General features: G+C 29.0%; 22 protein-coding genes, 1 riboswitch and 1 other annotated feature. Of the genes, 21 read left to right on the top strand and 1 reads right to left on the bottom strand.

The annotated features are described in order from the left end of the window. The first annotated feature begins 14 nt into the window (after nt 1-14). The 6 genes from GOM42_RS07745 (at nt 15) to nth (ending at nt 5,575) form a co-directional block, all read left to right on the top strand. Nucleotides 15-1,286: a CBS domain-containing protein gene (locus GOM42_RS07745; protein WP_003477931.1), complete on the top strand. Its 1,272-nt coding sequence runs from the start codon at nt 15-17 to the stop codon at nt 1,284-1,286. A 58-nt stretch (nt 1,287-1,344) separates the two neighbouring features. Continuing rightward, nucleotides 1,345-1,581 (top strand) — a binding site (T-box leader). A gap of 43 nt (nt 1,582-1,624) precedes the next feature. Further along, nucleotides 1,625-2,527 carry a cysteine synthase A gene (cysK, locus tag GOM42_RS07740; protein ID WP_110077141.1) on the top strand — a complete coding sequence of 301 codons (903 nt, stop codon included), beginning with the start codon at nt 1,625-1,627 and terminating at the stop codon, nt 2,525-2,527. Nucleotides 2,528-2,545: 18 nt separating this feature from the next. Next, the gene (gene epsC / locus GOM42_RS07735; protein ID WP_003450775.1) at nt 2,546-3,055 is read left to right on the top strand and encodes a serine O-acetyltransferase EpsC; all 510 of its coding nucleotides are present in this window, start codon (nt 2,546-2,548) and stop codon (nt 3,053-3,055) included. 144 nt (nt 3,056-3,199) lie between these two features. Then, on the top strand, nt 3,200-4,192 hold the full coding sequence (queG, locus tag GOM42_RS07730; protein WP_011010387.1) for a tRNA epoxyqueuosine(34) reductase QueG: 993 nt from the start codon (nt 3,200-3,202) through the stop codon (nt 4,190-4,192). Between the two features lie 37 nt (nt 4,193-4,229). Beyond that, entirely contained in the window at nt 4,230-4,934 is a 705-nt protein-coding gene (locus GOM42_RS07725; RefSeq protein ID WP_003477926.1) for a lysophospholipid acyltransferase family protein, read from the top strand. Between the two features lie 11 nt (nt 4,935-4,945). Continuing rightward, nucleotides 4,946-5,575, top strand: coding sequence for an endonuclease III (gene nth / locus GOM42_RS07720; RefSeq protein WP_057231524.1), 630 nt, complete (start codon nt 4,946-4,948; stop codon nt 5,573-5,575). 29 nt (nt 5,576-5,604) lie between these two features. On the opposite strand, the gene GOM42_RS07715 is transcribed toward nth, so the two are convergent. Continuing rightward, entirely contained in the window at nt 5,605-6,468 is an 864-nt protein-coding gene (locus GOM42_RS07715; protein WP_011590751.1) for a DMT family transporter, read from the bottom strand. Nucleotides 6,469-6,669: 201 nt separating this feature from the next. Here GOM42_RS07715 and GOM42_RS07710 point away from each other — a divergent pair, with 201 nt between their 5' ends. From GOM42_RS07710 to tpiA, 15 genes are all read left to right on the top strand, one after another. Beyond that, nucleotides 6,670-9,033, top strand: a complete 2,364-nt coding sequence (locus GOM42_RS07710; RefSeq protein ID WP_011590750.1) for a PAS domain-containing sensor histidine kinase — start codon at nt 6,670-6,672, stop codon at nt 9,031-9,033. 119 nt (nt 9,034-9,152) lie between these two features. After that, nucleotides 9,153-10,058, top strand: a complete 906-nt coding sequence (locus GOM42_RS07705; protein ID WP_003481378.1) for a D-alanine--D-alanine ligase — start codon at nt 9,153-9,155, stop codon at nt 10,056-10,058. 73 nt (nt 10,059-10,131) lie between these two features. Continuing rightward, a complete protein-coding gene (locus GOM42_RS07700; protein ID WP_003481377.1) occupies nt 10,132-11,097 on the top strand; it encodes a glycoside hydrolase family 25 protein in 966 nt (321 codons plus the stop codon). A 164-nt stretch (nt 11,098-11,261) separates the two neighbouring features. Next, entirely contained in the window at nt 11,262-12,824 is a 1,563-nt protein-coding gene (locus tag GOM42_RS07695; protein WP_011590749.1) for a VanW domain-containing protein, read from the top strand. A 157-nt stretch (nt 12,825-12,981) separates the two neighbouring features. Next, the gene (locus tag GOM42_RS07690) at nt 12,982-13,815 is read left to right on the top strand and encodes a Cof-type HAD-IIB family hydrolase (protein WP_003473016.1); all 834 of its coding nucleotides are present in this window, start codon (nt 12,982-12,984) and stop codon (nt 13,813-13,815) included. An 88-nt stretch (nt 13,816-13,903) separates the two neighbouring features. Then, on the top strand, nt 13,904-14,365 hold the full coding sequence (locus GOM42_RS07685) for a tRNA (cytidine(34)-2'-O)-methyltransferase (protein WP_003450463.1): 462 nt from the start codon (nt 13,904-13,906) through the stop codon (nt 14,363-14,365). A 14-nt stretch (nt 14,366-14,379) separates the two neighbouring features. Next, on the top strand, nt 14,380-15,219 hold the full coding sequence (locus tag GOM42_RS07680) for a DegV family protein (protein WP_003470185.1): 840 nt from the start codon (nt 14,380-14,382) through the stop codon (nt 15,217-15,219). Nucleotides 15,220-15,309: 90 nt separating this feature from the next. Further along, on the top strand, nt 15,310-16,380 hold the full coding sequence (locus GOM42_RS07675; protein ID WP_003470182.1) for a BMP family ABC transporter substrate-binding protein: 1,071 nt from the start codon (nt 15,310-15,312) through the stop codon (nt 16,378-16,380). Nucleotides 16,381-16,438: 58 nt separating this feature from the next. Beyond that, nucleotides 16,439-16,612, top strand: a riboswitch (cobalamin riboswitch). Between the two features lie 369 nt (nt 16,613-16,981). Next, entirely contained in the window at nt 16,982-17,497 is a 516-nt protein-coding gene (locus GOM42_RS07670; RefSeq protein ID WP_003450471.1) for an ECF transporter S component, read from the top strand. Continuing rightward, complete coding sequence (locus GOM42_RS07665; protein WP_011590748.1) at nt 17,478-18,245, top strand: hypothetical protein; 768 nt, start codon at nt 17,478-17,480, stop codon at nt 18,243-18,245. Before GOM42_RS07670 ends, GOM42_RS07665 begins: the two co-directional genes overlap by 20 nt. 250 nt (nt 18,246-18,495) lie before the next feature. After that, on the top strand, nt 18,496-19,881 hold the full coding sequence (rpoN, locus tag GOM42_RS07660; protein ID WP_011590747.1) for an RNA polymerase factor sigma-54: 1,386 nt from the start codon (nt 18,496-18,498) through the stop codon (nt 19,879-19,881). Nucleotides 19,882-20,107: 226 nt separating this feature from the next. Next, nucleotides 20,108-21,142 carry a sugar-binding domain-containing protein gene (locus tag GOM42_RS07655; RefSeq protein WP_003450474.1) on the top strand — a complete coding sequence of 345 codons (1,035 nt, stop codon included), beginning with the start codon at nt 20,108-20,110 and terminating at the stop codon, nt 21,140-21,142. A gap of 90 nt (nt 21,143-21,232) precedes the next feature. Continuing rightward, nucleotides 21,233-22,231, top strand: coding sequence for a type I glyceraldehyde-3-phosphate dehydrogenase (gene gap, locus GOM42_RS07650; RefSeq protein ID WP_003460339.1), 999 nt, complete (start codon nt 21,233-21,235; stop codon nt 22,229-22,231). A 143-nt stretch (nt 22,232-22,374) separates the two neighbouring features. Beyond that, on the top strand, nt 22,375-23,568 hold the full coding sequence (locus GOM42_RS07645; RefSeq protein ID WP_003450483.1) for a phosphoglycerate kinase: 1,194 nt from the start codon (nt 22,375-22,377) through the stop codon (nt 23,566-23,568). Nucleotides 23,569-23,811: 243 nt separating this feature from the next. Continuing rightward, nucleotides 23,812-24,558 carry a triose-phosphate isomerase gene (tpiA, locus tag GOM42_RS07640; RefSeq protein ID WP_003450470.1) on the top strand — a complete coding sequence of 249 codons (747 nt, stop codon included), beginning with the start codon at nt 23,812-23,814 and terminating at the stop codon, nt 24,556-24,558. The last annotated feature ends 98 nt before the right edge of the window (nt 24,559-24,656 follow it).

Genomic DNA, 24,656 nt, shown 5'->3' with positions numbered 1-24,656 from the left:
AGGAGGAGAGCTGGATGAACAAATTAACAATGTTTTTATACAGTAACATAATCAATAAGAAAATATATGATGAATTCAATGAAGTCCTAGGAGTTTTAAAGGATGTTTATGTAACTACAGAGGATGGTTATCCAAGAATTATAGGATATAAAGTAAAGAGAGATGGAGTCATATTTGATTATGAGTTTAAAAATATAGATTTTTATCAAAAAGATAATGGGAAATTTAAAATACAAATAAGGGGTAGTAGAGAGATATTACCTAGAAATTATAGCTATCTTTTATCTCAAAATTTATTAGATAGAAAAATAGTAGATATAAATGGAAAAAAAGTAGTTAAGGTTGATGATTTAAGAATAGTAAAAATAGCAGGTGAGTTTAGGGTAATAGCTGTTGAAACTGGAAAGATAGTAAAGTTTAGACGTAATGGATTAGAGGGATTAGGAAAATTATTAGCTAAAGTTTTTAAAGAAAAGTTTCAAGAAAAAGTTATTATGTGGGAAGATGTTGAGTCTTTAGAAATGATTAATGATAACTTAAAGTTAGCTATTCCATATAAAAAGCTTCAAAAATTACATCCAGCTGACTTAGCAGATATACTTGAAGAACTTGATGCCATAAACAGAAAAAAAGTTTTCGATAGCTTAGATGAAGATTTAGCTGCAGATACCTTAGAAGAAATAGAACCAGAAGTACAAAGCAGTATAATAAAGGGACTTTCCCATTCTAAAACTGCAGAGCTTTTTGAAAATATTCCAAATGACGAAATAGCAGACATTATAGATGAACTAGATGAGGAAGAAAGAGAAAAAGTATTAATTGCCTTAGAAAATGAAGACGCAGAAGAAGTTAAAGAGCTTATGGGATATTCAGATGAATCTGTAGGTAGTATAATGAACAAGGATTTTATATCTTTTAATTTAGATCTTACTGTAAAAGAGACTATAGAACTTTTAAGAGAATTAGATGCAGATGAAGAAGTTATGTACTATGTTTATATAACTGATGAAGAAGATAGATTAAATGGAGTTGTAACTTTAAGAGATTTAATAATGAATGAAGAAAATAAGAGACTTAAGGAAATTATGCACACATCTTCCATAAGTGTTAATATAGATAGTACTATAGAGGATGCCATAGAAAAATCAACAAAGTATGATTTAATATCTATTCCTGTTGTGGACTATGAAGAAAAATTAGTTGGTATGGTTCTTATTCACGATATAGTTGATGAATTAATTCCTAATAACTTAAAAAGAAAATTTAAGAAAAAGTACACAGATTAGTTGACAAATTTTAATAAAAGAATATAATAAAGTATATAATTCGTATCAAAATAGTCGGATAAATGTTGTGATAAAGTAAAGTATTATAAGGATAGGTCACAGAGAGAAAGTGGTGCTGGAAATCTTTCACCAAAGCTTTATAAGAAGTGCGCTTTTGAACAGGAATTTCGAAAAGTTATAAGTAGAAATTTTCGAGTATCACCCGTTAACGTGATAGAGTATTTATAGTACTTGATTAAGTGAGGTCTTTACCTAATTAGAGTGGAACCACGGAGTAAAAAGCTTCGTCTCTAAATAGTGTAAGGCCTTTTTATTATATTTTTAAGGAGGAAATTTATATGGTTTTTAACAGTCTTTTAAGTTTAATAGGAAGCACACCAATATTAAAAGCAAATAATTTATTTCAAGGGAATAATGTATTTGTTAAGCTTGAAAAATTTAATCCAGGAGGAAGTATAAAAGATAGAGCAGCTTTAGGAATGATAGAAGAAGCTGAAAAAAATGGATTATTAAAAGAAAATGGAGTTATAGTAGAACCAACTAGTGGAAATACAGGAATTGCCATAGCTATGATTGGTAAAATTAAAGGGTATAAAGTTATTATAACTATGCCAGAGACAATGAGTAAAGAAAGAAGAGATATGATTAAAGCTTATGGTGCAGAGATAATTTTAACTGAAGGAAGCAAAGGAATGAAGGGAGCTATTGAAGAAGCAGAGAGGTTAGCTAGTACAAAGGGATATTTCATGCCTCAACAGTTTTTAAATGAAGCTAATGCTAAAAAACATTATGAAACTACTGCGGAAGAAATAATAAGAGATATTCCAGACTTAGATGTATTTATTGCAGGGGTAGGAACTGGAGGAACTATTACAGGAGTAGGAAGAAAATTAAAGGAATATAATCCTAATATAAAAATAGTTGCTGTAGAACCTAGTGATTCAGCTGTATTATCAGGAGAAAATTCTGGTCCTCATAAAATTCAAGGAATAGGTGCTGGATTCATACCAAAGATATATGACTCATCAGTAGTTGATGAAATAATAAAGGTTAAAAATGAAGATGCATACACTATGGCAAAAAACTTTGCTGATAAAGAAGGGGTTTTAGTAGGTATATCTTCTGGAGCTGCACTAAAAGGAGCAAAGGATATTTTAGAAAATATAGCAAAAGATAAAAAAGTGTTAGTTATAGCACCTGATGGAGGAGAAAAATATTTTTCAACAGGGCTATATGAGTAATTTGTAGGAGTGAAAATTTTGTTCAAAAATTTAAAATATGATATAGAAAATGTTATGAAAAATGATCCAGCGGCTAGAACAAAACTAGAGGTTTTATTGCTTTACCAAAGCATACATGTTTTGATATTTTATAGAATAGCACATGGACTATATAAGATAAAATTATTTTTTCTAGCACGATTAATTTCTCAGTTAGGAAGATTTTTTACAGGTATAGAAATTCATCCAGGGGCAAAAATAGGAAAAGGACTTTTTATAGATCATGGAATGGGTGTTGTAATAGGAGAAACTGCAGAAATAGGAGATAATGTAACTATATATCATGGAGTTACTCTTGGAGGAACTGGAAAGGACAAGGGTAAGAGACATCCAACTATAGGGAATAATGTTATTATTGGATGTGGAGCTAAAATTTTAGGGCCTATAAGTATAGGCGATGGAGCAAAAATAGGAGCAAACTCTGTAGTATTAAAGAATGTTCCAAAGGGAAAAACTGCTGTTGGAATTCCAGCAGTTATTAAAAATTAATTTATAAATATGCCAATTTTTATTATTTGGTTTATAATAAGACTATATATAAATTTTATTAGTTAGAGAAAAATTAAAACCATATGTTTTACATTTACTAACTAAAAATTTAATATAGTCTTTTTTAGTTTGAGGTGATAATTTTTGAAGGAAAAGATTTTAGAGTTTTGTAAATCTTTAGGATTAGATACTGTGGGATTTGTAAAGTGTAGAAGATTTTCAGAACTTGAAGAGGTGTACAATATAAGAAAAGATAAAGGGTTTGAAAATGAGTTTGAGGAACAGGATATAGAGAAAAGAGTGAATCCTAATGTGTACATGGAAGACGGGAAGACCATAATAACAATTGCTTTTCCTTATTTATATAATGAAGACTATGTTGATAATGGATTTTCAGTTTATACTAGAGGAATGGACTATCATTATGTTGTCTCTAATTTCCTTAAGAAGATAAGCGAATATATAGAGTCTTTAGGGGGACGGGCAATTTCTTTAGTTGATAGTAATTCATTACCTGAAAGATATATTGCATACTTAGGTAATATAGGATTCATAGGTAAAAACAATATGCTAATCACTAAAAAGTATGGTTCCTATGTGTTTTTAGGAGAAATAATTACGGATTTAGAAATTCAGTGTGAAGAAGAAAGAACTTTAGAGGAATTAAGAACTCATAAGGAATGTGGTACCTGTGAGATATGCTATAAAAATTGCCCAACTAAGGTTTTAAATAGAAGTAAGATGAAAAATACTAATTCATGTATGTCTTATATAACTCAGAAAAAAGATATAGAAGATAAATATTTAAAACTTATGAAGGGAAGAATATTTGGATGTGATAGCTGTCAAAAAGAGTGTCCATATAATAAGGAAATAACTTATACAAATATAGAAGATTTTAAACCTCTTACTTTTATGCAAAAGGATTCTTTTGAAGATTTTCATCAAATAAGTAAAAAAGAATTTAATGAAACTTTTAAAAAGACTTCTTGTGGATGGAGAGGTAAAAATACAATTTTAAGGAATATAATGATTAAAAAGGTCTTAATTAATAAGGAAGATATATCAAACTATCAATTAAATTCTGAAAGTCTTAAAAATTTTAGAAATAGACTTTTAAATTTTTATGATGTATAATAATATATTGTTAAAATTTGATACAGGAGGTAAAGTTATGTTTACTCGTATAGGAGCTAATATATTAGTTAGATTACCGGATAGTATTTTTAAACCAATAGCAGGAAAGTTAATCGGTGGATGTTTAAATAAATATGCTGACCTTAATGTTTATGGACTTGATAAAATAAAGAAGGAAGAGGGTCCATTTATATTTATAGGAAATCATTTAAGTAATGCAGATGGATTAGTTTTAGATAAGGTTTTACAAAAAGAATATGATCCATATTTTATTGCTGGAGTAAAGCTAAATGATGAGGCTTTAACTAATATAGGTACAAGATTAGTTAAAAATATAAAAATAAAGCCAAATTCAGCAGACAGAGAATCCCTAAGCAAAATTGTTAAGGCTGTTAAGGGTGGAGAAAATATAGTTATTTTCCCAGAAGGAACAAGAAGTAGAAATGCAAAAATGATAGAAGCTAAAAAGGGAATTATACTTATAGCAAGATTAACAAAGGCCAAAATAGTACCTTTTGGAATGACTGGAACTGAAAAGCTTATGCCAATAAATGATGAAAATATGGGAGCAGAAAAGTTTCATCATTCAAAGGTTAACATAAAGTTTGGAACTCCTATTGACCTTCCAAAAAAAGAAAAAGATGAAGGAAAGCATGAGTATGAAGAAAGGGCTTTAAATTACCTTATGAAAAATATAGCCAATCTTTTACCAGAAGATTATAGAGGGGTATATAAGGATTAGGGGGATATACTATGAAAAAGAGAACTAAAGAGGTATTAGAAATATTAAAAGAAGAGTATCCAGATGCTAAATGTGAGCTAAATTATGAAACTCCCTTTCAACTTTTAGTTGCTACTATTTTATCAGCACAGACTACGGATAAAAAGGTTAATGAGGTAACTAAAGGGCTTTTTAAAGACTATCCAGATGTAGAATCTTTTTTAACTATAAGTCAAGAGGAACTAGAGGATAGAATAAAGCAAATAGGACTTTATAGAAATAAAGCTAAAAATTTAATTATGATGGTTCATCAATTAAAAGAAAATTTTGGTGGAGAAGTTCCTAAAACTATGGAAGGAATAACTTCTTTAGCTGGGGCTGGAAGAAAAACTGCCAATGTGGTTTTATCAAATGCCTTTGGAGTTCCATCTATTGCAGTAGATACTCATGTATTTAGAGTTTCAAATAGAATTGGCTTAGCACATTCAGATAATGTACTTGAAACTGAAAAACAACTTCAAAAAGAATTACCTAAAAAAGAATGGTCCTTAACCCATCATCTTTTAATTTTTCACGGGAGAAGATGTTGTATAGCTAGAAAGCCTAAATGTGATATATGTAAGATAAATAAATACTGTGATTATTTTAAAAATAATAGATAAAAAGCTACACAAAATAGTGTAGCTTTTTTTTATTTGCTAGCTTCTTTTTTATTATATAAAAATATAGAAAAAGATGCTAATAAAATTAAGACATATCCTATTAGGGATATTTTATCTGGTATATCTCCAAATAATACAAAGCCTATTAAGGCTGTGAAAATAACTTGAGTATAGTCATAAATTGAAATATCTCTTGCTGGAGCATATTTATAGGCAGCTGTTAATGCAAATTGAGCACAAGAAGCGGCAACCCCTGCAAGAATTAAAAATACAAATTGTTCTAAGCTAAAGGTTTCAAATTGAAATAACATAATAGGAAAAGTAGTTACTATTGAGAAGAAAGAAAAGAAGAAAACAATAGTAGCTCCCTTTTCTTTACCACCTAAGTATCTAACAAAGGTATAAGCACCTCCAGCAAAGGCTGCTGAACAAAGTCCAATTATAGCAGGAATAAAGTTACTTGCTAAATTCCCAGAAGGTCTAACTATAAATAAAACTCCAGAGAATGCAGCTAAAAGACATATTATATGAATTGGTTTTAATTTTTCTTTTAGGAATAAATAAGAAAATATAATAACGAAAAACGGACTTAATTTATTAAGAATAGTAGCATCTGATAATATTAATCTATCAATTGCATAGTAATTAGCCCAAATTCCTAAGGTTCCTAAGGCAGAACGTCCTATAAGAGCAAGTCTATTTTCCTTGTGTCCAAAAAGTAAGGCATTATCTTTTTTCACTAAATAAAATGCCACAAAACAACTAACTAAGTTTCTAAAGAAACTTTTTTCTATTGATGGTAAATCACCGGATAATTTTACAAATGTACTCATAAGAGCAAAACTAAGTGCTGATATGGTTATTAAAATTATACCTTTTGTTTTATTATTCATTTAATCCTCCTATTAAATTGTTGAAATTTTTATAATAACATTTTAGATGTTAAAAATAAATAGGTCAATATTAATAATATATAGTAATTTTATGAAGAAATGAATAAATTTTTGAAAAAAGAGGTATTTTTACTTATTTTAAATATTTATTTAATATATAATAGAAGTACTATGCTAAATAAGAATGGGGAAAATTTAGATATGTTAATTGGACTTTTTAACAATTTAGGTATTAAAGAGAAAACATTAAAAAGAATAGCAATAGTCACAGTAATATTACTTAGTTTATTTTTTATAAAAGGGTTAAATTTAATTTGTGCCTTAAATAGAGATTTGTTTAAGGATGTAAGTGTAGTTTATGCTGCTGAAGAAATTATAGTAATGACTCAAATAATTCTTTGTATTATGATATTATCTATATGCTTTATATATTATAGAGGACTTAAACGAAAAGAGTTCTTTGGTATATCCCTTGTTTATGTAAGTATTATTACTGAAATGATTTTTATAGTCTTAACAGGAAAAATAGTTGAAAATCAGGTTTATGACTTGAATTTATTTAGTTTGTTATTTAGAGGGATATTACTACTTTTAGCTGTTTTATGCCTTGAAAATTTTGATGCTTTTATAAGGAAATATAAAAAATTAACCTTAGTATTTGTAATATTGGTAACGATTATATTACAAATATTAAATGTTAATTATAACATAGGAATATATACATATAATTTTATATATAATTTAACTTTAGTTTTAATAGTTTTAACATATATATCTTGTATAATATTTTGTTTAGTTAGAATTTTTCAATTTAGAGAAATAACTTATTTAGTAATAATGATAAGTGCTTCACTTATGTTATTAAAATTAGTTTATGGCCTTTCTTTAAGTATAACTAATAATAATCTTATAAAAATAAACATTGTATTTTTTAATTTTATATCATTTATGAGCTTTGTATTTGGTATGTTTTTTGATTTACTTCAAGTTATAAAAAATAAAAATTTTATGCAAGAAGAACTAAGTGCATTTTTTAACCTAATAGAATTTGATTGTAATAGTGAAGTTGTAGTACTTAGTAACAATTTAAAAGTTCTTTATGCAAATGAAAAATGTAGAAGTAAGAGAATATCACCTAAAAATAGAGAAAATAAAACTTATATTGATTTAGAAAAACAAATTAAAGGATTTTTATATGATAAAAATATAATTTGTATAGAAAGTGTGCTTAGAAATTCTAAGGAATGGAAAGGTATAATAAAGTTAAATGAAGAGGATGAAGTTGTAAAAGTAAATCTTCAGAGAATAAAAAAAGAAAAAAATCTTTATTATGTACTTAGAATTAATGATATAACAGAAGAATACAAAATGGAGAAAAATTTAAAATTAGAGGAGCAAAGGCTTAGAGGAGTTACTGAAAATATAAAAGATTTAATATTTACAATTGATGTTGAAGGAAAAATAAGCTATGTAAATAAAGCAGTAATAGATGTTTTAGGATATAGTGAAGAAGAATTAATAGGAAAAAATTATTATGATTTATTATTAGTTGAATCTAATTTAAATATAATAGACAGCAAATATTTTAATGAAGATAAGATTTTAACAATAGATAAGGTAAGATCTAAAAAAGGGTTGGTTCAATTAGAATCCATTTCTAGTAGAATTAAGGATAATAAAAATAATACCTTAGGATGGGTAAGAGTTGCTAGAAATATAGAGGATGTAAGAGAAATAGAAATATTAAAGAATAAATTTGAAGAAATAAAGCAATATGACAAGGTTAGAAGTGAGTTTTTTGCAAATTTATCTCATGAGCTTAGAACTCCTATTAACATAATATATTCATGCATACAGCTTTTAAACACTAGTAAAAAGAATAAGGCAAACTTTGCTAATTTATATGATAAGTATGAAAAAACTTTAAAACAAAATTGTTTTAGGATGTTAAGGCTTGTAAATAATCTTATAGATATAACAAAAATAGACTCTGGTTTTATTAAGATGGACTTTATTAATTATGACATAATAAAGCTTACAGAAGATATAACTATGTCTGTAATTCCTTATGTAGAATCTAAGAATATAGATATAATCTTTGATACTAATTGTGAGGAATTAGAGATAAGATGTGACCCAGATAAAATTGAGAGAATAATTTTAAATTTATTATCTAATGCCATAAAATTTACAGAGCCAGGTGGAAAAATAGAAGTTAGTATTTTTGCAGATGAAACTTGGGTAGATATAAGGGTTAAGGATACAGGTATAGGAATTCCATCACACATGAAAGAATTTATTTTTGAAAGATTTATACAAAATGATAAATCCTTAAATAGAAATAAAGAAGGAAGTGGAATAGGATTATCCTTGGTTAAATCCTTAGTGGAATTACATGAAGGAAAAGTTTTCTTAAGAGAAAGTAATGAATCAGGTAGTGAATTTTCAATATTACTACCTAATGTGAAATTGGAGAATGATGTTTGCGAAAATGGAAGCTTAGATTATAAAACAGAGGTTGAAAAAATATCAATAGAGTTTGCTGATATTTATGAAATATATTAGGAGATTTAATAAGTTTAAATGATTTCATAAACTTTCTATTTTAAAAAGATAATGATATAATATTAAGGGCTTGTTTAAAAAAGACAAGTCCTTAATTATTTCTATTTGGAGGTAAAAATATGAAAGTTGGAGTAATAATGGGAGGCATTTCTTCAGAAAGAGAGATATCAATACAAAGTGGCAATTCTGTAGTTCATGCCTTAGATAAAGATAAATATGAAGCTATTCCTATAGTTTTAAATGAAAAAGAAGATTTAATAGAGAAGGTTAAAGGAATTGATTTTGCTCTTTTAGCTTTACATGGAAAATTTGGTGAAGATGGAACTGTTCAATCTGTTCTTAAAACTTTAGGAATACCATTTTCAGGATGTGGTCCATTAAGTAGTGCTATATGTATGGATAAGGACATGACAAAGAGAATTTTAGCCTTTGGAAATGTTAGAACAGCAAGATGGGTAATGGTTTCATCAGTAGATGAAATAGACTATGAAAAAATAGAAAATTTAGGTTATCCAGTATTTATAAAACCTAATAATGGGGGATCATCAGTTGCTACAACTTTAGTTGAATCTAAAGAAGCAGTTAAGGATGCTGTGTTAGAAGCCTTAAAATATGATACAGAAGTAATGATTGAAGAATACATTAAAGGTGATGAGATAACTTGTCCTATAATTGATGGAAAAATGTTACCTGTTTTAGCTATAAAACCAAAGGGAAAATTCTTTGATATAGCTTCAAAGTATGAAGATGGAGGAGCAGATGAATTTATAGTTAAATTAAATGAAGATCTTCATAAAGAAGTAGAAAAAATGGCTTTAGAAACTTACAAGTTATTAAAGTGTGATGTATATGCTAGGGTAGACATGCTAGTAAAGGATAATATTCCATATGTATTAGAAGTAAATACATTACCTGGTATGACAAAGAATAGTTTATTCCCTAAAAGTGCAGCAGGAATAAATATGAGTTTTGAAGAACTTTTAGATACAATAATAGAAAAATCTTTAAAGGTTAATAGAGAATAATTTTATTTAGTAACAACTTTCCCTGTAATATTATATTTTATATAGTAAGAACTACTTTGCAGGGAGAGTATTAATGCAAGATAAAAATCCATTAAGTACATTTGGTCCAGATTTAAATGAATTTAGCAGAGATGTTAATTTCTTAACACTAGCTAAAAATTCAGATTTTATTTATTTAAGAGCTTCAGGCTCTGGAACAGGTAAACTAAGAATTGATAATAAGTTTTTAGAGTTTGCAAAAGAGTGCAGAAGATTAGGAATTCCATGTGGTGCATATCATTTTGCTAAACCTTCTAAGGATTTAGATAGTGCTGTTATTCAAGCAGATCAATTTATTGATGTTTTGCAACAGGGTTTTGGAGATGGGGACTATGGAGATCTATTTCCAGTATTAGATGTGGAAACTCCTACAGATAAATCCTTAACTACTACAGAGCTTGTAAATTGGATTGATAGATTTAGAGATAGATTTGAAGAAAAAACTAGAAGAAGATTAATGTTATATACAGGATTATTCTTCATAGGTCTCTATGATGATTTTAAAGTTCCAGGAAAGGGATACCCTTTAAGTGATATGCCTTTATGGATTGCTATGTACACTAGAATTCCTTCTAATCCAAGGATTCCACCAAATGTTGGAGGATGGAAGAGATGGACTATGTGGCAATTTACTGATGAAGGAAAATTAGATGGAGTTGGAAGTCCGGTAGATTTAAACTGGGGGCCAAATAGCATAGATAGTTTAATGCCACCTTCTGCAGTTACTGGACTAAACGCATATATATCTGGTAATAAAATATTTGTTAATTGGACAGCTAATAAAGAGGATGATTTAAATGGATATAATGTTTTTGTAAATGATAATTATGCAGGAACATTACCAAGAAAAGCAACTAAAATTGTAATTGATAAAAGTAGATTTTATCTTCCAAAAGGAAAGCCAATAAGAATATCAATAGAAGCTTTTGATATTACTGGAGATTTTTCGAAAGAAAGAACTGAATATGTTTTAGATAATAATGGTGAATTCCTAGGATAGATTGGTTTTTATGTTAAATAGAGTTAAATTTTTTTAGCTCTATTTAATTTTTCTCCAAAAGCTATAAAAATTTTGTTATAATAAGAAATGTTATTATATTGTAATAATTTTTAGTAATATTTAGATTATAGTTTTTTTAGAAGGTTTTAGAGAGGAGAGTAATTGTGAAAGAAGAAAAGAAGAAATCAAGCACAGGCTTACTTAAAAGCAAAAAGAAAATAATAATATCAATAGTTATTGTATTAGCAATTATAATAGGTTCTATTGTTGCATATATAGTTAGTATTCAGAAAAAAGTTGAAGAGTGGAATGATAAGATATATCCTAACGTATATGTTGAAAATGTAAATTTATCAGGAATGACAAAGGAAAAGGCCATTGAGGTTTTAGAGAAGGATGTAAAAGAACCTGTAGAACATAAAACTATAAAAGTTCAGGCGGCAGATAAAAGTATTGAAATAAAATATTCTGATTTATCACCAGAATATAATATAGATGAAACTGTTAATGAAGCTATGAATTATGGAAAAGATTTAAATCTTTTTGAGAAAAATAACCTTATAAATGGAAAAGATAAAAAGGAATTAAATTTAGATTTTAAATATGATGAATCTAAGTTAACAGATTATGAGAAAAAACTTACTGAAATGGTAAATCAAAATGCTAAAAATGCTACCATAAGTATAAATGGTAGTAATATAAGTGTAATAGAAGGCGAAGATGGAAGAGCCATAGAAGAAGATAAAATGGTTTCTTTAGTAAAAGAAGCTATAAATGCAAATCCAGAGGATAATTCAGTTGTGGAAGTACCTGTAGAGGTTACAAAACCAAAAATAACTAAGGAAATGCTTTCAAAAATAGACGGCGTTATAGGAAGTTTTACAACAAGTTATACAAGCTCAGATGCTAATAGAAGTGCTAATGTTGAAATTGCAGCTAAAACGGTTAATGGAACTATTTTAATGCCAGGAGATACATTTAGTTATAATAATACTTTAGGGGAAAGAACCACAGCTAAGGGATATAGAGATGGAGCGGCTTACGTAGGAAATAAAGTAGTAATGGTTACTGGTGGAGGAATCTGTCAAGTTTCTACAACATTATACAGAGCTGTTTTAAGAGCTGGAATAATGCCAACAGAGAGACATAATCATAGTATGACAACTACTTATTCAGGCCCAAGTGAAGATGCTACAGTTTCATGGGGATCTTTAGACTATCAATTTAAAAACCCTTATGATTTCCCAATATATATACAAGGATATACAAGTAATAAACATGTAACATTTAATATATATGGAAATGTACAAGGTATGGATGGAAAAACTTATGAATTACAAACTGTAGTAAATGAAACTCTAAAACCATCAGTTAAAACAGTTGATGATCCTAATTTGCCAGAGGGACAAAAAGTTGTTGAGCAAAGACCAGTTACAGGATATAAGTCATCAGGATATTTAGTAACTTATCAAAATGGAAAAGAAATAGATAAGAAATTAATAGGACATGATGTATATAAACAAAAGGATGAAATTATAAAGGTTGGAACAAAAAAAGCTGAGCAACCAAAGCAAGAAGCACCAAAACAAGAACAGCCAGCTACTGCAAAGCCAGAGGAGCCAAAACAAGAGGCAACTCAGCCATCAACATCACAACCTGCTACAAATCAAGCACCTGATGCAACACCTCAAACACCTAATGCAGGGCAAACACCACCAGCGCAGTAAAATGCAGGAATAAATTAAAAGATAAAATAAATAATTTTTAGTTTTAAAGTGAATTAAAAATTTATTTTAAAACTTAAGCCATAAAATAAATTTAATATGCTAAAAGGGGGAGAGGTTAATAAATTAACTCTCTCCTTTTATTTTGGGAGGAGAATTTATGAAGTATAAAATGATATGTATAGATATGGATGGTACATTATTAAATTCAAAGAAAGTTGTAAGTGAAGAAAATAGAATTGCATTAAAAAAAGCTTATGAAAAAGGAGTACACATAATAATATGCACAGGAAGAAATCCTAAAAATGCAATATATTTTTCAGAATTTTTAGGAGTAAACTGTGCTGTAATAGCTAATAATGGAGCTTGGGTAATTGATGAAGATAAGGAAGTTATAATATCAAAGGATGTTTTAGATGAAAATCAATGTATGGATATTATGAGCATATGTAAAGAGTATAAAGGGGTTCCTAGTTTTCATTCAAGGGATAGTGTGTATTGGCCATCAAGATTTAGAAAATATTTATGTGATATTATTTTGAATAAAAAAATACCTGAAAAATATAGAGTTAAGAATATTTATGTGAAAGAAAAAGAAGAGTGGAGAAAGGTCTTTAAAAGCAATAACATAGGTAAGTGTATAATAATAGAATTAAATACTAAAAAGCTAAAGAAAATAAGAGAAAATTTAATTAAAAAAGGTAATTATGAAATTACTCAATCAGGAAGATATGCCTTAGAAGTAAATAATAAAGGGGTATCAAAGGGAAGGGCTGTAAAGGCTTTAGCAGAGGAATATAAGATAAAAAGAGAAGAGATTATATGTATAGGTGATAATGAAAATGACTTATCTATGATTACTTATGCAGGCTTAGGTGTTGCTATGGGAAATGCCATAGATTCTTTAAAGGAAAAAGCAGATTATATAACTGAAAGTAATGATAAAAATGGGGTAGCAAAGGTAATATATGAATTTGTATTAAAGAATGATTAACTTGCATTTTATTTCATTAGATAATATCATATACTTGTGACTTAACTTAAAAATTTATAATTTTTTACATTTATTTGGAGGGACAAAGGTGAATCTTAATATAGTATTATATCAACCAGAAATACCACAAAACACTGGTAATATAGCAAGAACATGTGTTTTAACAAATTCAAAGCTTCATATAATAAAACCTATGGGCTTTGTTATAGATGATAAACATTTAAAAAGAGCTGGATTAGATTATTGGAGTCAATTAGATCTTGAAATTCATGAAAGTTATGAAGATTTTATGAAAAAGTATGGAGATAAGAAAATTTACTTATCAACAACTCATGCTGAGGATCATTATGATGAAGTAAAGTATGAAGAGGGAGCTTTTATAATGTTTGGAAGAGAGTCAGCTGGAGTTCCAGAGGACGTTCATAATGCTCACCATGGAATAAAAGTACCAATGATAAATACAACTACTAGGAGTTTGAATTTATCAAACACAGTAGCTATTATAGCTTATGAAGCTTTAAGACAAATTGGATTTCCAAACATGAAATAAGGGGGAAATATATTTTGGATAAAATAAAGATCATAACAGATAGTACCTGTGACTTATCTAAGGAGATTATAGAAAAGTATGACATAGACGTAATGCCTATGTTAATAAACTTTGGAGAAGAGAGCTATTTAGATGGAGTTGAAATAAAAGTAGACTCTATGATGGAGAGAATTGAAAGAGAAGATACTCTTCCAACTACAGCTCAAATAGTTCCAACTAGATTTATAGAGAAATATAAGGGTTACTTAGAAGAGGGATACAAAGTTATATCTATACATATATCATCTAATATGAGTGGTACTTATCAATCAGCATGTTTAGCTAAAGCTGAGTTAGAAAGTGATGATATAGTTGTAATAGATTCAAGAAATGTAACAGTTGGACTTGGATTAATTGTATTAAAAGCAGCTAGATTAATAGAATCAGGAATAACTTTAGAGGATTTAGAAAAAGAAATTTTAGAATACAGGAATCATATTAAAAGTACTATAGCCTTTGAAAGTTTGGACAACTTAGTAAGAGGGGGAAGACTTTCAAAAGGGAAAGCTTTATTTGTTAATGCCTTAGGCATAAAACTTATGCTTAATGTACTAGATGGGGAAATGAATGTTCAAGGAAAAATAAGAGGAACTAAAAAGATGGTAAAGGCTATGATTGAACAATTTGATTCAATCCCTAAAAAAGAAGGAGAGCCTATTATATTAGTTGAACTTGAAAATGAGGACATTTACTTACCTATAAAGGAATATTTAGAAAATAATAATATTGAATATTTAAAACTTCCTCTAGGATGTTCAGTAGCAATTCATTCTGGTCCTAAAGTTTGTGCATTATTTTATGTAGAAGAATATTAAAAGAAACTCCTAAGGGAGTTTCTTTTTTTTACATAAATTTTCTTACTTAAAGAAATAATAATTTTGACTAAAAAAATAGGAGGACTAAAAATGAAATTAAAAAAAACGTTTAAAGTTTTGGCTTTGCTTTTAGGAGTAACTTCAATAATTGCTGGGTGTGGTGCAAACAATTCATCAGCTTTAAAAAAAGTAGATGTTATAGAAAAACAAGTTTATAATTTTGCTTTAGTAAAAGATGACTTTTCTAATGAGGAAAATTATTTTACTGACTTAGCTGTAGATGGATTAGAGAGAATAAAAAAAGAATATGGTGCTAGAATAGAAGTTTTTGATACTAATTCATCAGAGGATTATGAGAAGAGACTTAGAGAAGCAGCTCAAAATAATGACTTAACTTTTGCTTCAGCCTTTAAATTTCTAGAGAGTTTAAATAATGTGGCTAAAGATTATCCAGATAAAAACTTTGCTATAGTAGATACTGTATCAGACCTTCCAAATGTAAAATCTATAGATTTTAAGGATGAAGAAGGTGCATTTCTAATGGGAATAATAGCTGGTAATACTACTAAAACAAACAAGGTAGGTTTTATAGGTGCAATAAAGGAAGAATTAATAGAAACATTTTTATCAGGATTTATGGCTGGACTAAAGGTTTCAAATGAGGAAGCCTATAAAAATATAAGAAAAGGAAATTTAGTTCAGTACATAGGAAACTTTAATGATCAAAAGAAAGCAAATGATATAGCTAAAAAAATGTATGATGAAGGGGCAGATATAATATTTGAATCAGCAGGAGAAGCTGGAAAAGGACTTTTTAAAGCTGCTAAGGAAAAAGGAAAGTATGCTATTGGAGCTGATATTGATTGGGCAGAAAGATTTCCAGAGTATGCTGATGTTATATTATCATCAATGATAAAGAATCTAGATGATGCAGTATATACTACAGCAAAAGAAGTTATAAATAGTGATTTTAAAGCTGGCCCAAAGAATAAAATGGAAATAGGGCTTAAGGATAATGGAATTGAGATAGCTAAGACAACAAGCAATTTAGTTTCTAAAGAAGTTTTAGATAAAGTAGAACAATATAGAACTTCTATTATACAGGGAGAATTTAATGTGCCAAAGACCTTAGATGAGGTTGAAAATTTTAATATTAAGTAAAAGCAATATAAATATGAAGGTTGACAAAAGGTATATAAGTGTGTAATTATAAAGTGAAAATAAAATAAGAGCATTAGGTGTTTAGTAACTTAATAGGGAAAGTTAAAAACTGCAGCCCCCGCTACTGTTGATAAGGACGAGAACAAAAAGCCACTGTGATAAATAGTCATGGAAAGGATTGTTTTAGGATGATTTATTAGCCAGGAGACCTGCCTAGTATGCTATTCTTATTGTTTCGGAGGGAAGCGTTATATAAGTTTAAAAGTATGTAAATTATTTTAACTGGTGGGGATAGTTATCCGTACCAGTTTTTTATTTTGAAAAAATATTTACAGAAAGAATGAGTATAAGCTTTTCTAAAGATTAATTAGAAATAGAGATTTCTAATTAAAAATTTTAACTCTATTTAATTAAGGATCAATTATTCTAAGGTTATACAAAGATATTATGTTTTAGTATAATTATGAAAAATTGAAATTATAATTTATGTTTTGTTGGGTATGAAATTTTATTTAATATTAAAAGTATAACTTACTAGTTAATAGATGCCTTATAATGTAGAGAGAAGGAAAATAATATTAATTAGGAGGGTAAAATAATTATGAATTTTACTAAGGAAAAAAAGAGATTAGATGTTAAGAGTTTGTGTTTTTCAGCTATACTTATAGCAATAAGTGTTATATTAGCTAACTTCCCTATATTCTCTAGTATAGCATTAGATTCAATGCCAGCTTTTGTTGGGGGAATAATAATATCACCTGTAGTTGGAGGAATAATAGGACTTTTAGCTCATTTATTTGTAGCTTTAAGAACAGGATTTCCTTTAAGTTTACCAGTACATATTTTAGTAGCATTAGAAATGTTTGTTGTTGTATACATAACATCAATAATATTTAACAGAGGAAAAGTAATTTTAGCAGGAATTGTTGGTACTCTTTTAAATGGAATAGGATTTACTTTTATAACAGGAGTATTTATGTATTTTGTTTTAGGAGGAATGAATCCTGTAGACTTTTTAAAACTTTTAGGATTACCACTTACTTTAGCAAGCTTAGTTAATATAGTTATAGCATTTATAGTAAGTAAGGGATTAAAAAATGCAAATATACAAGTTTAGAGACTTAACTGTATTAGAAAATGAAAAAAATAAACTAGTAATAGCTTGCGATAGTTGTGGTGGAATTGGTGAAAATGAAGGAGACTTTGTAAAAGCCGAAAATGAGATTGTATCATATTTCTCAGCTAGAGTATGTCTTTTTGAGCTTTTAGCTTTTAGGGCAAAACCATTAGTAATAGTTAATAACTTGGGTATGTCTATGAATAATGGAGGAGAAAAAATAATACAAGGAATCAATAGAGCCATAAAAGAGTATAATGCTGAGGACTTTTTCTATGAAAAATCCAATTTATCAGAGTGTGTAACAGGAAGCACAGAGGATAACTTTAAAACTATTCAAACCTTTTTGGGATTAACTATAATAGGAGAAAAAGAAGAAAACTTAAAGGTTAATTTTGAAAAGGGAGATTCCATTTGTTTATTAGGAATACCTAAAGTTGGACAAGAAGTTTTAGAGGATATAAATAATAATATTGGAGAAATCGTTACTTTTAAAGACTTTAAGATTTTAATGGATAATAAGGATGTTAAAGATATATTACCTATTGGATCAAAGGGGATTATTCATGAAATAAGTGAATTAGAAAAGAGTAATAAAATAAGGATAAACTTATCCTATGAAGGTGATTATTTAAGAAAATCAGCAGGACCTGCTACAGCTTTATTATTTATTTTAAGAAATAATTCTTTAGAAGATATAAAGAGAAAAATAAAAACTCCTATAATAAAAATAGGAAATATTATTTAAATTAAATATAAAAATAGTAAGGGCATTTATCAAAGCTTAATAAAACTTAAAAAATATTCTTAAAATCATTAGATTTTCCTAAGAAGTTTTGTAAGTTTTATTAAAAATTATTTTGGTATATGCCTTTCTTTTATAATTAGCTAAAATTTTAAATTATTGAAAAATAATTTTATTTGATGGATAATTATATAAGAAAGGTTAAAAGATAAAAGTAATAGGTTAGAATTAGATAATTTTAGGTGATATATATATGTTAATGGATTTTAATTTGAATTTAACCCAAGAGCAAAAGCTTATTATGACCCAGCAAATGCAACTTTCAATAAAACTTTTGCAAATGTCAACATATGATTTAAGAGAATATATTGAAAAAGAATTTTCAGAAAATCCTGTATTAGAAGCTCAGTATGAGGATATTAAAGAGGTATCAAAAGAGCAAGATAGATTAGAATATAAAGAGTTAGTAAAATATTTAGAGTCAGATAACTATGGTTCTCAAAGTTATGGTGAATATGATGAGGAAGGAATATCACCTTTTACTTTCATAAGTAAGCCAGAATCTTTAACAGATTATTTAGAAGGTCAAATATTAGAACTACCCATAGACGAATATATGAGAAGTGTATGTAGTTATATGGTCGAGTGTTTAGATCAAAAGGGATATTTAGATATAAAAAAAGAAGAATTAATGAATGAGCTAGAGTGTTCTGAAGAGACTTTTAATAGGGCTTTAATAGTTATTCAAAACTTAGAACCTGCTGGTATAGGGGCAAGAGATTTAAAGGAATGCTTAGAAATTCAGTTAGAAAGAAAAGGTGAAAATGACCCTATAGTTAAAGAGATTATAGATAATCATTTAGACGATTTAGCAGATAATAGATATCAAGTTATTGCAAAGGATTTAGACATTACTCCTAAAAAAGCACAAGATTATGGAGATTTAATAAAAACTTTAGAACCAAAACCATCAAGAGGCTTTTACACTGGTGATGAGGTGGGATTTATAATTCCTGATGCGGAAATAAGAAAGATAGATGGAGAATTCCTTATATTAATGAAGGATGGAGTTTTACCTATGCTTTCAGTTAACCCTTTATATAAAGATATATTAAAAGATAGTACTAATGATAAAGAGGCTACAGAGTATGTAAAGGAAAAAATAGATAAAGCTATGTTTTTAATTAAAAGTATAGAACAAAGAAAAAGCACTCTACACAAAGTTCTCCAAAAAATACTTGAAAAGCAAAAGGATTATTTTGAGAAGGGTGAAAAATATTTAAAACCTATGACTTTAAAAGAAATAGCTGAGAAGCTAGAAATGCATGAATCAACTATTTCAAGAGCCATAAGAGATAAGTATATTTTAACTTCCATGGGAACAATAAAGATAAAGGATCTTTTTGTAAACTCAATAAGTAATAAGGAAAAGAGTCATGGAGAAGAAGATGTTACAGTTATAAATATAAAAAAGGCTTTAGAAGAAGTAATTAAGGAAGAGGATAAAAGGAAGCCCTTATCAGATCAAGCCATAAGCGAAATTTTAAAAGAAAAAGGAATGGCTATTTCAAGAAGAACTGTGGCAAAATACAGAGAAGAGTTAGGCATAAAGTCATCTAGCAAGAGAAAAAGATTTTAAAATAGAAAAGAATTTCTATCTTGTGGTAAATGAGGTTATAAAGTGCTTATTTTCAGTGAAAATATAGAGAGACTGGGTAATATCTCTATATTTTTTTATATTTTTTAAAAAAATAAGAAAAAATTTTCTAAAAACCCTTTAATTTTTTCTTAATATGTTTTATAATAAACGTGCGGGACATTTGAGAAGCGAGTGGGACTTAGAGTGTCCAAAGGAGTTGTTAGATTTGCTAGAGATTTTAAAATTGCAAAAGATAATAGTTCCTGAAATGGTAGAACTATTAGTTAAAAGATACAATATAATCAGAACAATTTATTATAATCAGCCAATAGGTAGAAGAGCTTTGGCAAACAATTTAAATTTAGGTGAAAGAATTGTAAGAACAGAAATAGGTTTTTTAAAATCTCAAAACCTTATACAAATAAACACTCCAGGTATGTCTGTAACCCAAGAAGGAGAGTTCATGTTAGAATCTTTAAAGGGATTTATACATGAAATAAAAGGGCTATCTAATCTTGAGAAGCAATTATGTGATATGCTTCATGTAAGAAATGTAATTGTTGTTCCAGGAGATTGCAGTGAGGATGAAAACACTATAAAAGAGCTTGGAAAAGCCGCTGCAAATTATTCTAAGAATATCATTAAAGATGGCTATACTATTGCTGTTACTGGTGGAAGTACTGTAAAAGAAGTTATAGACGAATTACCAGAAATGGCAAACCTAAAAAATGTGTTAGTGGTGCCTGCAAGAGGTGGTATGGGTAAGAAGGTTGAGACGCAGTCAAATACATTAGCTGCAAATTTAGCTAAAAAGTTAAATGGAACCTATAAAATGCTTCATGTTCCTGATAATATAAGCAAAGAAGTAATGGATGCTTTAATGAAGCAGGAAGATATGAAGGAACTTATACAAAATATTAAAAATGCAGATATGCTAATATATGGTATAGGTCAGGCTAAAAAGATGGCTAACAAAAGAGGAGTGCCTAAGGATCAAATAATAAAGTTATTAGATTTAGGTGCTATAGGAGAAGCTTTTGGATGCTACTTTAATGATAAGTCAGAAGTTGTTTATGTAATGCCAACTTTAGGGGTTACAATAAATGATCTTAGAAAAATAAAAAATCACATAGCTGTAGCTGGTGGTAAGAATAAAGCAGAAGCTATTTTAACTACTGTTTATGGCAATGAAAATGCCGTTCTTATTACTGATGAAGGAGCAGCTAATGAAATTTTAAATTTTTTAAATAGAGATGAATAAAAAAATATGAAATCTCTAAAAATAACTTTGTTTAAAATATTTTTAAATATTTTATATATAAAAAACAACATCTTTTAGGAGGTATTTATAATGGTAAAAGTAGCTATTAACGGATTTGGAAGAATAGGAAGATTAGCGTTAAGATTAATGATCGACAACCCTGAGTTTGAGGTTGTAGCAATCAACGACTTAACTGATGCTAAGACTTTAGCACACTTATTCAAATACGATTCAGCACAAGGAAGATTCAATGGTGAAATAGAAGTTAAAGAAGGAGCTTTCGTAGTTAACGGAAAAGAAATCAAAGTAACTGCTAAAAGCAACCCTGCTGAATTACCATGGGGAGAATTAGGAGTAGACGTAGTATTAGAGTGTACTGGATTCTTCGCATCAAAAGAGAAAGCTTCAGCTCACTTAACTGCTGGTGCTAAAAAAGTTGTTATCTCAGCTCCTGCTGGAAACGACCTACCAACAGTTGTTTACAACGTAAACCACGACATATTAGATGGAAGCGAAGATGTTATCTCAGGTGCTTCATGTACTACAAACTGCTTAGCTCCAATGGCTAAAGCTTTAAATGATAACTTCGGATTAAACAAAGGTTTCATGACTACAATCCACGCTTACACTAATGACCAAAACACTTTAGATGCTCCACACAAAAAAGGAGACTTAAGAAGAGCTAGAGCTGCTGCTGCTAACATAGTTCCAAACTCAACTGGAGCTGCTAAAGCTATCGGTTTAGTTATCCCAGAATTAGCTGGTAAATTAGACGGAAACGCTCAAAGAGTACCTGTAATAACTGGTTCATTAACTGAGTTAGTTTGTACTTTAGATAAAAAAGTAACAGTAGAAGAAGTAAACGCTGCTATGAAAGCTGCTTCAAACGAATCATTCGGATACACTGAAGATCCAATAGTATCATCAGACGTTATCGGAATAAGCTTCGGATCATTATTCGATGCTACTCAAACTAAAATAATGGAAGTTGACGGACAACAATTAGTTAAAGTTGCTTCATGGTATGACAACGAAGCTTCATACACTAACCAATTAATCAGAACTTTAAAATGCTTAGTTTCTAAGTAATTTTTAAAATTAAATATTTAGACTGATTATATAAAAGGGTCTGGTTTTATAGTTAAAGCTATGAGGCCAGACTACTTTAACATATAAATGATTTTTGTTTATATTAAAGGTAATTATAAAATATTATTTAAGAGGTGAATATAATGAACTTCAATAAAAAGACTATAGAAGACGTTCAAGTAAAAGGTAAAAAAGTATTAGTAAGATGCGACTTTAACGTTCCATTAAAAGATGGTGTTATAACTGATGAAAACAGATTAAACGGAGCTATGCCAACTATAAAATACTTAGTTGATAACGGCGCTAAAGTAATCCTTTGCTCACATATGGGTAAACCAAAAGGAGAAGCTAAACCAGAATTCTCATTAGCACCTGTAGCTAAAAGATTAAGTGAAATGCTTGGTAAAGAAGTAGTATTTGCTGCTGACGACAACGTTGTTGGAGAAAATGCTAAAAAAGCTGTAGCTGAAATGAAAGATGGAGACGTAGTTTTACTTCAAAATACAAGATACAGAAAAGAAGAAACTAAAAATGGTGAAGAGTTATCAAAAGAATTAGCTAGCTTAGCTGAAATGTTTGTTAACGATGCATTCGGTACTGCTCACAGAGCTCACTGCTCAACAGTTGGAGTAACTGAATACTTAAAACCAGCAGTATGTGGATACTTAATTCAAAAAGAGCTTAAGTTCTTAGGAGATGCTGTAGAAACTCCAGAAAGACCATTCGTTGCTATCTTAGGTGGAGCTAAAGTTTCAGACAAGATAAACGTTATAAACAACCTTTTAGAAAAAGTTGATACTTTAATAATAGGTGGAGGAATGGCTTACACATTCTTAAAAGCTCAAGGATATACTGTAGGAAGTTCATTAGTAGAAGAAGATAAAGTTGAATACGCTAAAGAAATGTTAGCTAAAGCTGAGGAAAAAGGTGTTAAATTATTATTACCTGTAGATCACAGAGTAGCTAAAGAATTCAAAGATGTTGAAGCTGTAGTTACAGAAGATCAAAACATTGCTGAAGGATTCATGGGATTAGATATCGGACCAAAAACTGAAGCTATCTACGCTGAAGCTATAAAAGATGCTAAAACAGTTATCTGGAACGGACCAATGGGAGTATTCGAATTCGAAAACTTCAACAAAGGAACAATAGCTGTTGCTAAAGCTATGGCTGAAGCAGATGCTACTACTATAATCGGTGGTGGAGATTCAGCTGCTGCTGTAAATATCTTAGGATTCGGTGACAAAATGTCTCACATCTCAACTGGTGGTGGAGCTTCATTAGAATTCTTAGAAGGAAAAGTATTACCAGGAATAGCTGCTTTAAACGATAAATAATATTATAAACCTTAAAGTAGATATTTAGATTGAAGTATAAAGATTGTTGTTTTATAAAAAAATAAGACTAAGTTCAATGAAATTTATTTTTCATTGAATCTTAGCCTTATTATGCTAAAAGTTAAGAAAATCTTAGGCTTATTATTTAATATTTTCAAAGCTTTTAGAGAAATAATATATAGTAGGGGATTGAGCCTTATATATATTATTTAATATTTAAAATATTAATAGAGGTGAATATAGATGAGAACTCCAATAATCGCAGGAAACTGGAAAATGCACTATACAATAGACGAGGCTGTTAAATTAGTTGAAGAATTAAAGCCATTAGTTAAAGATGCTAAATGTGAAGTTGTTGTTTGCCCAACTTTTGTTTGCTTAGACGCAGTTAAAAAAGCTGTTGAAGGAACAAACATAAAAGTAGGTGCTCAAAACATGCACTTTGAAGAAAAAGGAGCATTCACTGGAGAAATCGCTCCAAGAATGTTAGAAGCTATGAACATAGATTACGTTATAATTGGACATAGTGAAAGAAGAGAATACTTCAACGAAACAGATGAAACTTGCAACAAAAAAGTTAAAGCTGCTTTCGCACACAACTTAACTCCAATCCTTTGCTGTGGAGAAACTTTAGAGCAAAGAGAAAACGGAACTACTAACGACGTTATAAAAGCTCAAATCACTGCTGATTTAGAAGGATTAACTAAAGAGCAAGCTGAGAAAGTTGTTATAGCTTACGAACCAATCTGGGCTATCGGAACTGGAAAAACTGCTACTTCAGACCAAGCTAATGAAACAATAGCTGCTATAAGAGCTATGGTTGCTGAAATGTTCGGACAAGAAGTTGCTGATAAAGTAAGAATCCAATACGGTGGATCAGTTAAGCCTAACACAATAGCAGAGCAAATGGCTAAATCAGACATCGATGGTGCTTTAGTTGGTGGAGCTAGCTTAGTTGCAGCTGACTTTGCTCAAATCGTAAACTACTAATAAATATTAGTAATTAAATAGTAGCAATAGGCAAGTAATACCAATTGTCTATTGCTATTGTTTTTTAATTAGGTACACATTATAATAAATGTATAAAT

The organism is Clostridium sp. 16K-1-R1, from assembly GCF_023921145.1.
In the GTDB taxonomy this organism is placed as follows: Bacteria; Bacillota; Clostridia; order Clostridiales; family Clostridiaceae; genus Sarcina; species Sarcina perfringens.
The sequence above is the reverse complement of the archived record's forward strand: the minus strand, read 5'-3'. Positions and strand labels throughout refer to the sequence as shown.

What these genes read in the sequence shown, in the direction of transcription:
- cysK (WP_110077141.1), top strand. Translation starts at nt 1,625, where the DNA reads ATGGTTTTTAACAGTCTTTTAAGTTTAATAGGAAGCACACCAATATTA.
- tpiA (WP_003450470.1), top strand. Translation starts at nt 23,812, where the DNA reads ATGAGAACTCCAATAATCGCAGGAAACTGGAAAATGCACTATACAATA.
- GOM42_RS07715 (WP_011590751.1), bottom strand. Translation starts at nt 6,468, where the DNA reads ATGAATAATAAAACAAAAGGTATAATTTTAATAACCATATCAGCACTT.
- GOM42_RS07690 (WP_003473016.1), top strand. Translation starts at nt 12,982, where the DNA reads ATGAAGTATAAAATGATATGTATAGATATGGATGGTACATTATTAAAT.
- GOM42_RS07745 (WP_003477931.1), top strand. Translation starts at nt 15, where the DNA reads ATGAACAAATTAACAATGTTTTTATACAGTAACATAATCAATAAGAAA.
- GOM42_RS07705 (WP_003481378.1), top strand. Translation starts at nt 9,153, where the DNA reads ATGAAAGTTGGAGTAATAATGGGAGGCATTTCTTCAGAAAGAGAGATA.
- GOM42_RS07725 (WP_003477926.1), top strand. Translation starts at nt 4,230, where the DNA reads ATGTTTACTCGTATAGGAGCTAATATATTAGTTAGATTACCGGATAGT.
- GOM42_RS07645 (WP_003450483.1), top strand. Translation starts at nt 22,375, where the DNA reads ATGAACTTCAATAAAAAGACTATAGAAGACGTTCAAGTAAAAGGTAAA.
- GOM42_RS07665 (WP_011590748.1), top strand. Translation starts at nt 17,478, where the DNA reads ATGCAAATATACAAGTTTAGAGACTTAACTGTATTAGAAAATGAAAAA.
- GOM42_RS07710 (WP_011590750.1), top strand. Translation starts at nt 6,670, where the DNA reads ATGTTAATTGGACTTTTTAACAATTTAGGTATTAAAGAGAAAACATTA.
- nth (WP_057231524.1), top strand. Translation starts at nt 4,946, where the DNA reads ATGAAAAAGAGAACTAAAGAGGTATTAGAAATATTAAAAGAAGAGTAT.
- GOM42_RS07670 (WP_003450471.1), top strand. Translation starts at nt 16,982, where the DNA reads ATGAATTTTACTAAGGAAAAAAAGAGATTAGATGTTAAGAGTTTGTGT.
- rpoN (WP_011590747.1), top strand. Translation starts at nt 18,496, where the DNA reads ATGTTAATGGATTTTAATTTGAATTTAACCCAAGAGCAAAAGCTTATT.
- gap (WP_003460339.1), top strand. Translation starts at nt 21,233, where the DNA reads ATGGTAAAAGTAGCTATTAACGGATTTGGAAGAATAGGAAGATTAGCG.
- GOM42_RS07675 (WP_003470182.1), top strand. Translation starts at nt 15,310, where the DNA reads ATGAAATTAAAAAAAACGTTTAAAGTTTTGGCTTTGCTTTTAGGAGTA.
- GOM42_RS07700 (WP_003481377.1), top strand. Translation starts at nt 10,132, where the DNA reads ATGCAAGATAAAAATCCATTAAGTACATTTGGTCCAGATTTAAATGAA.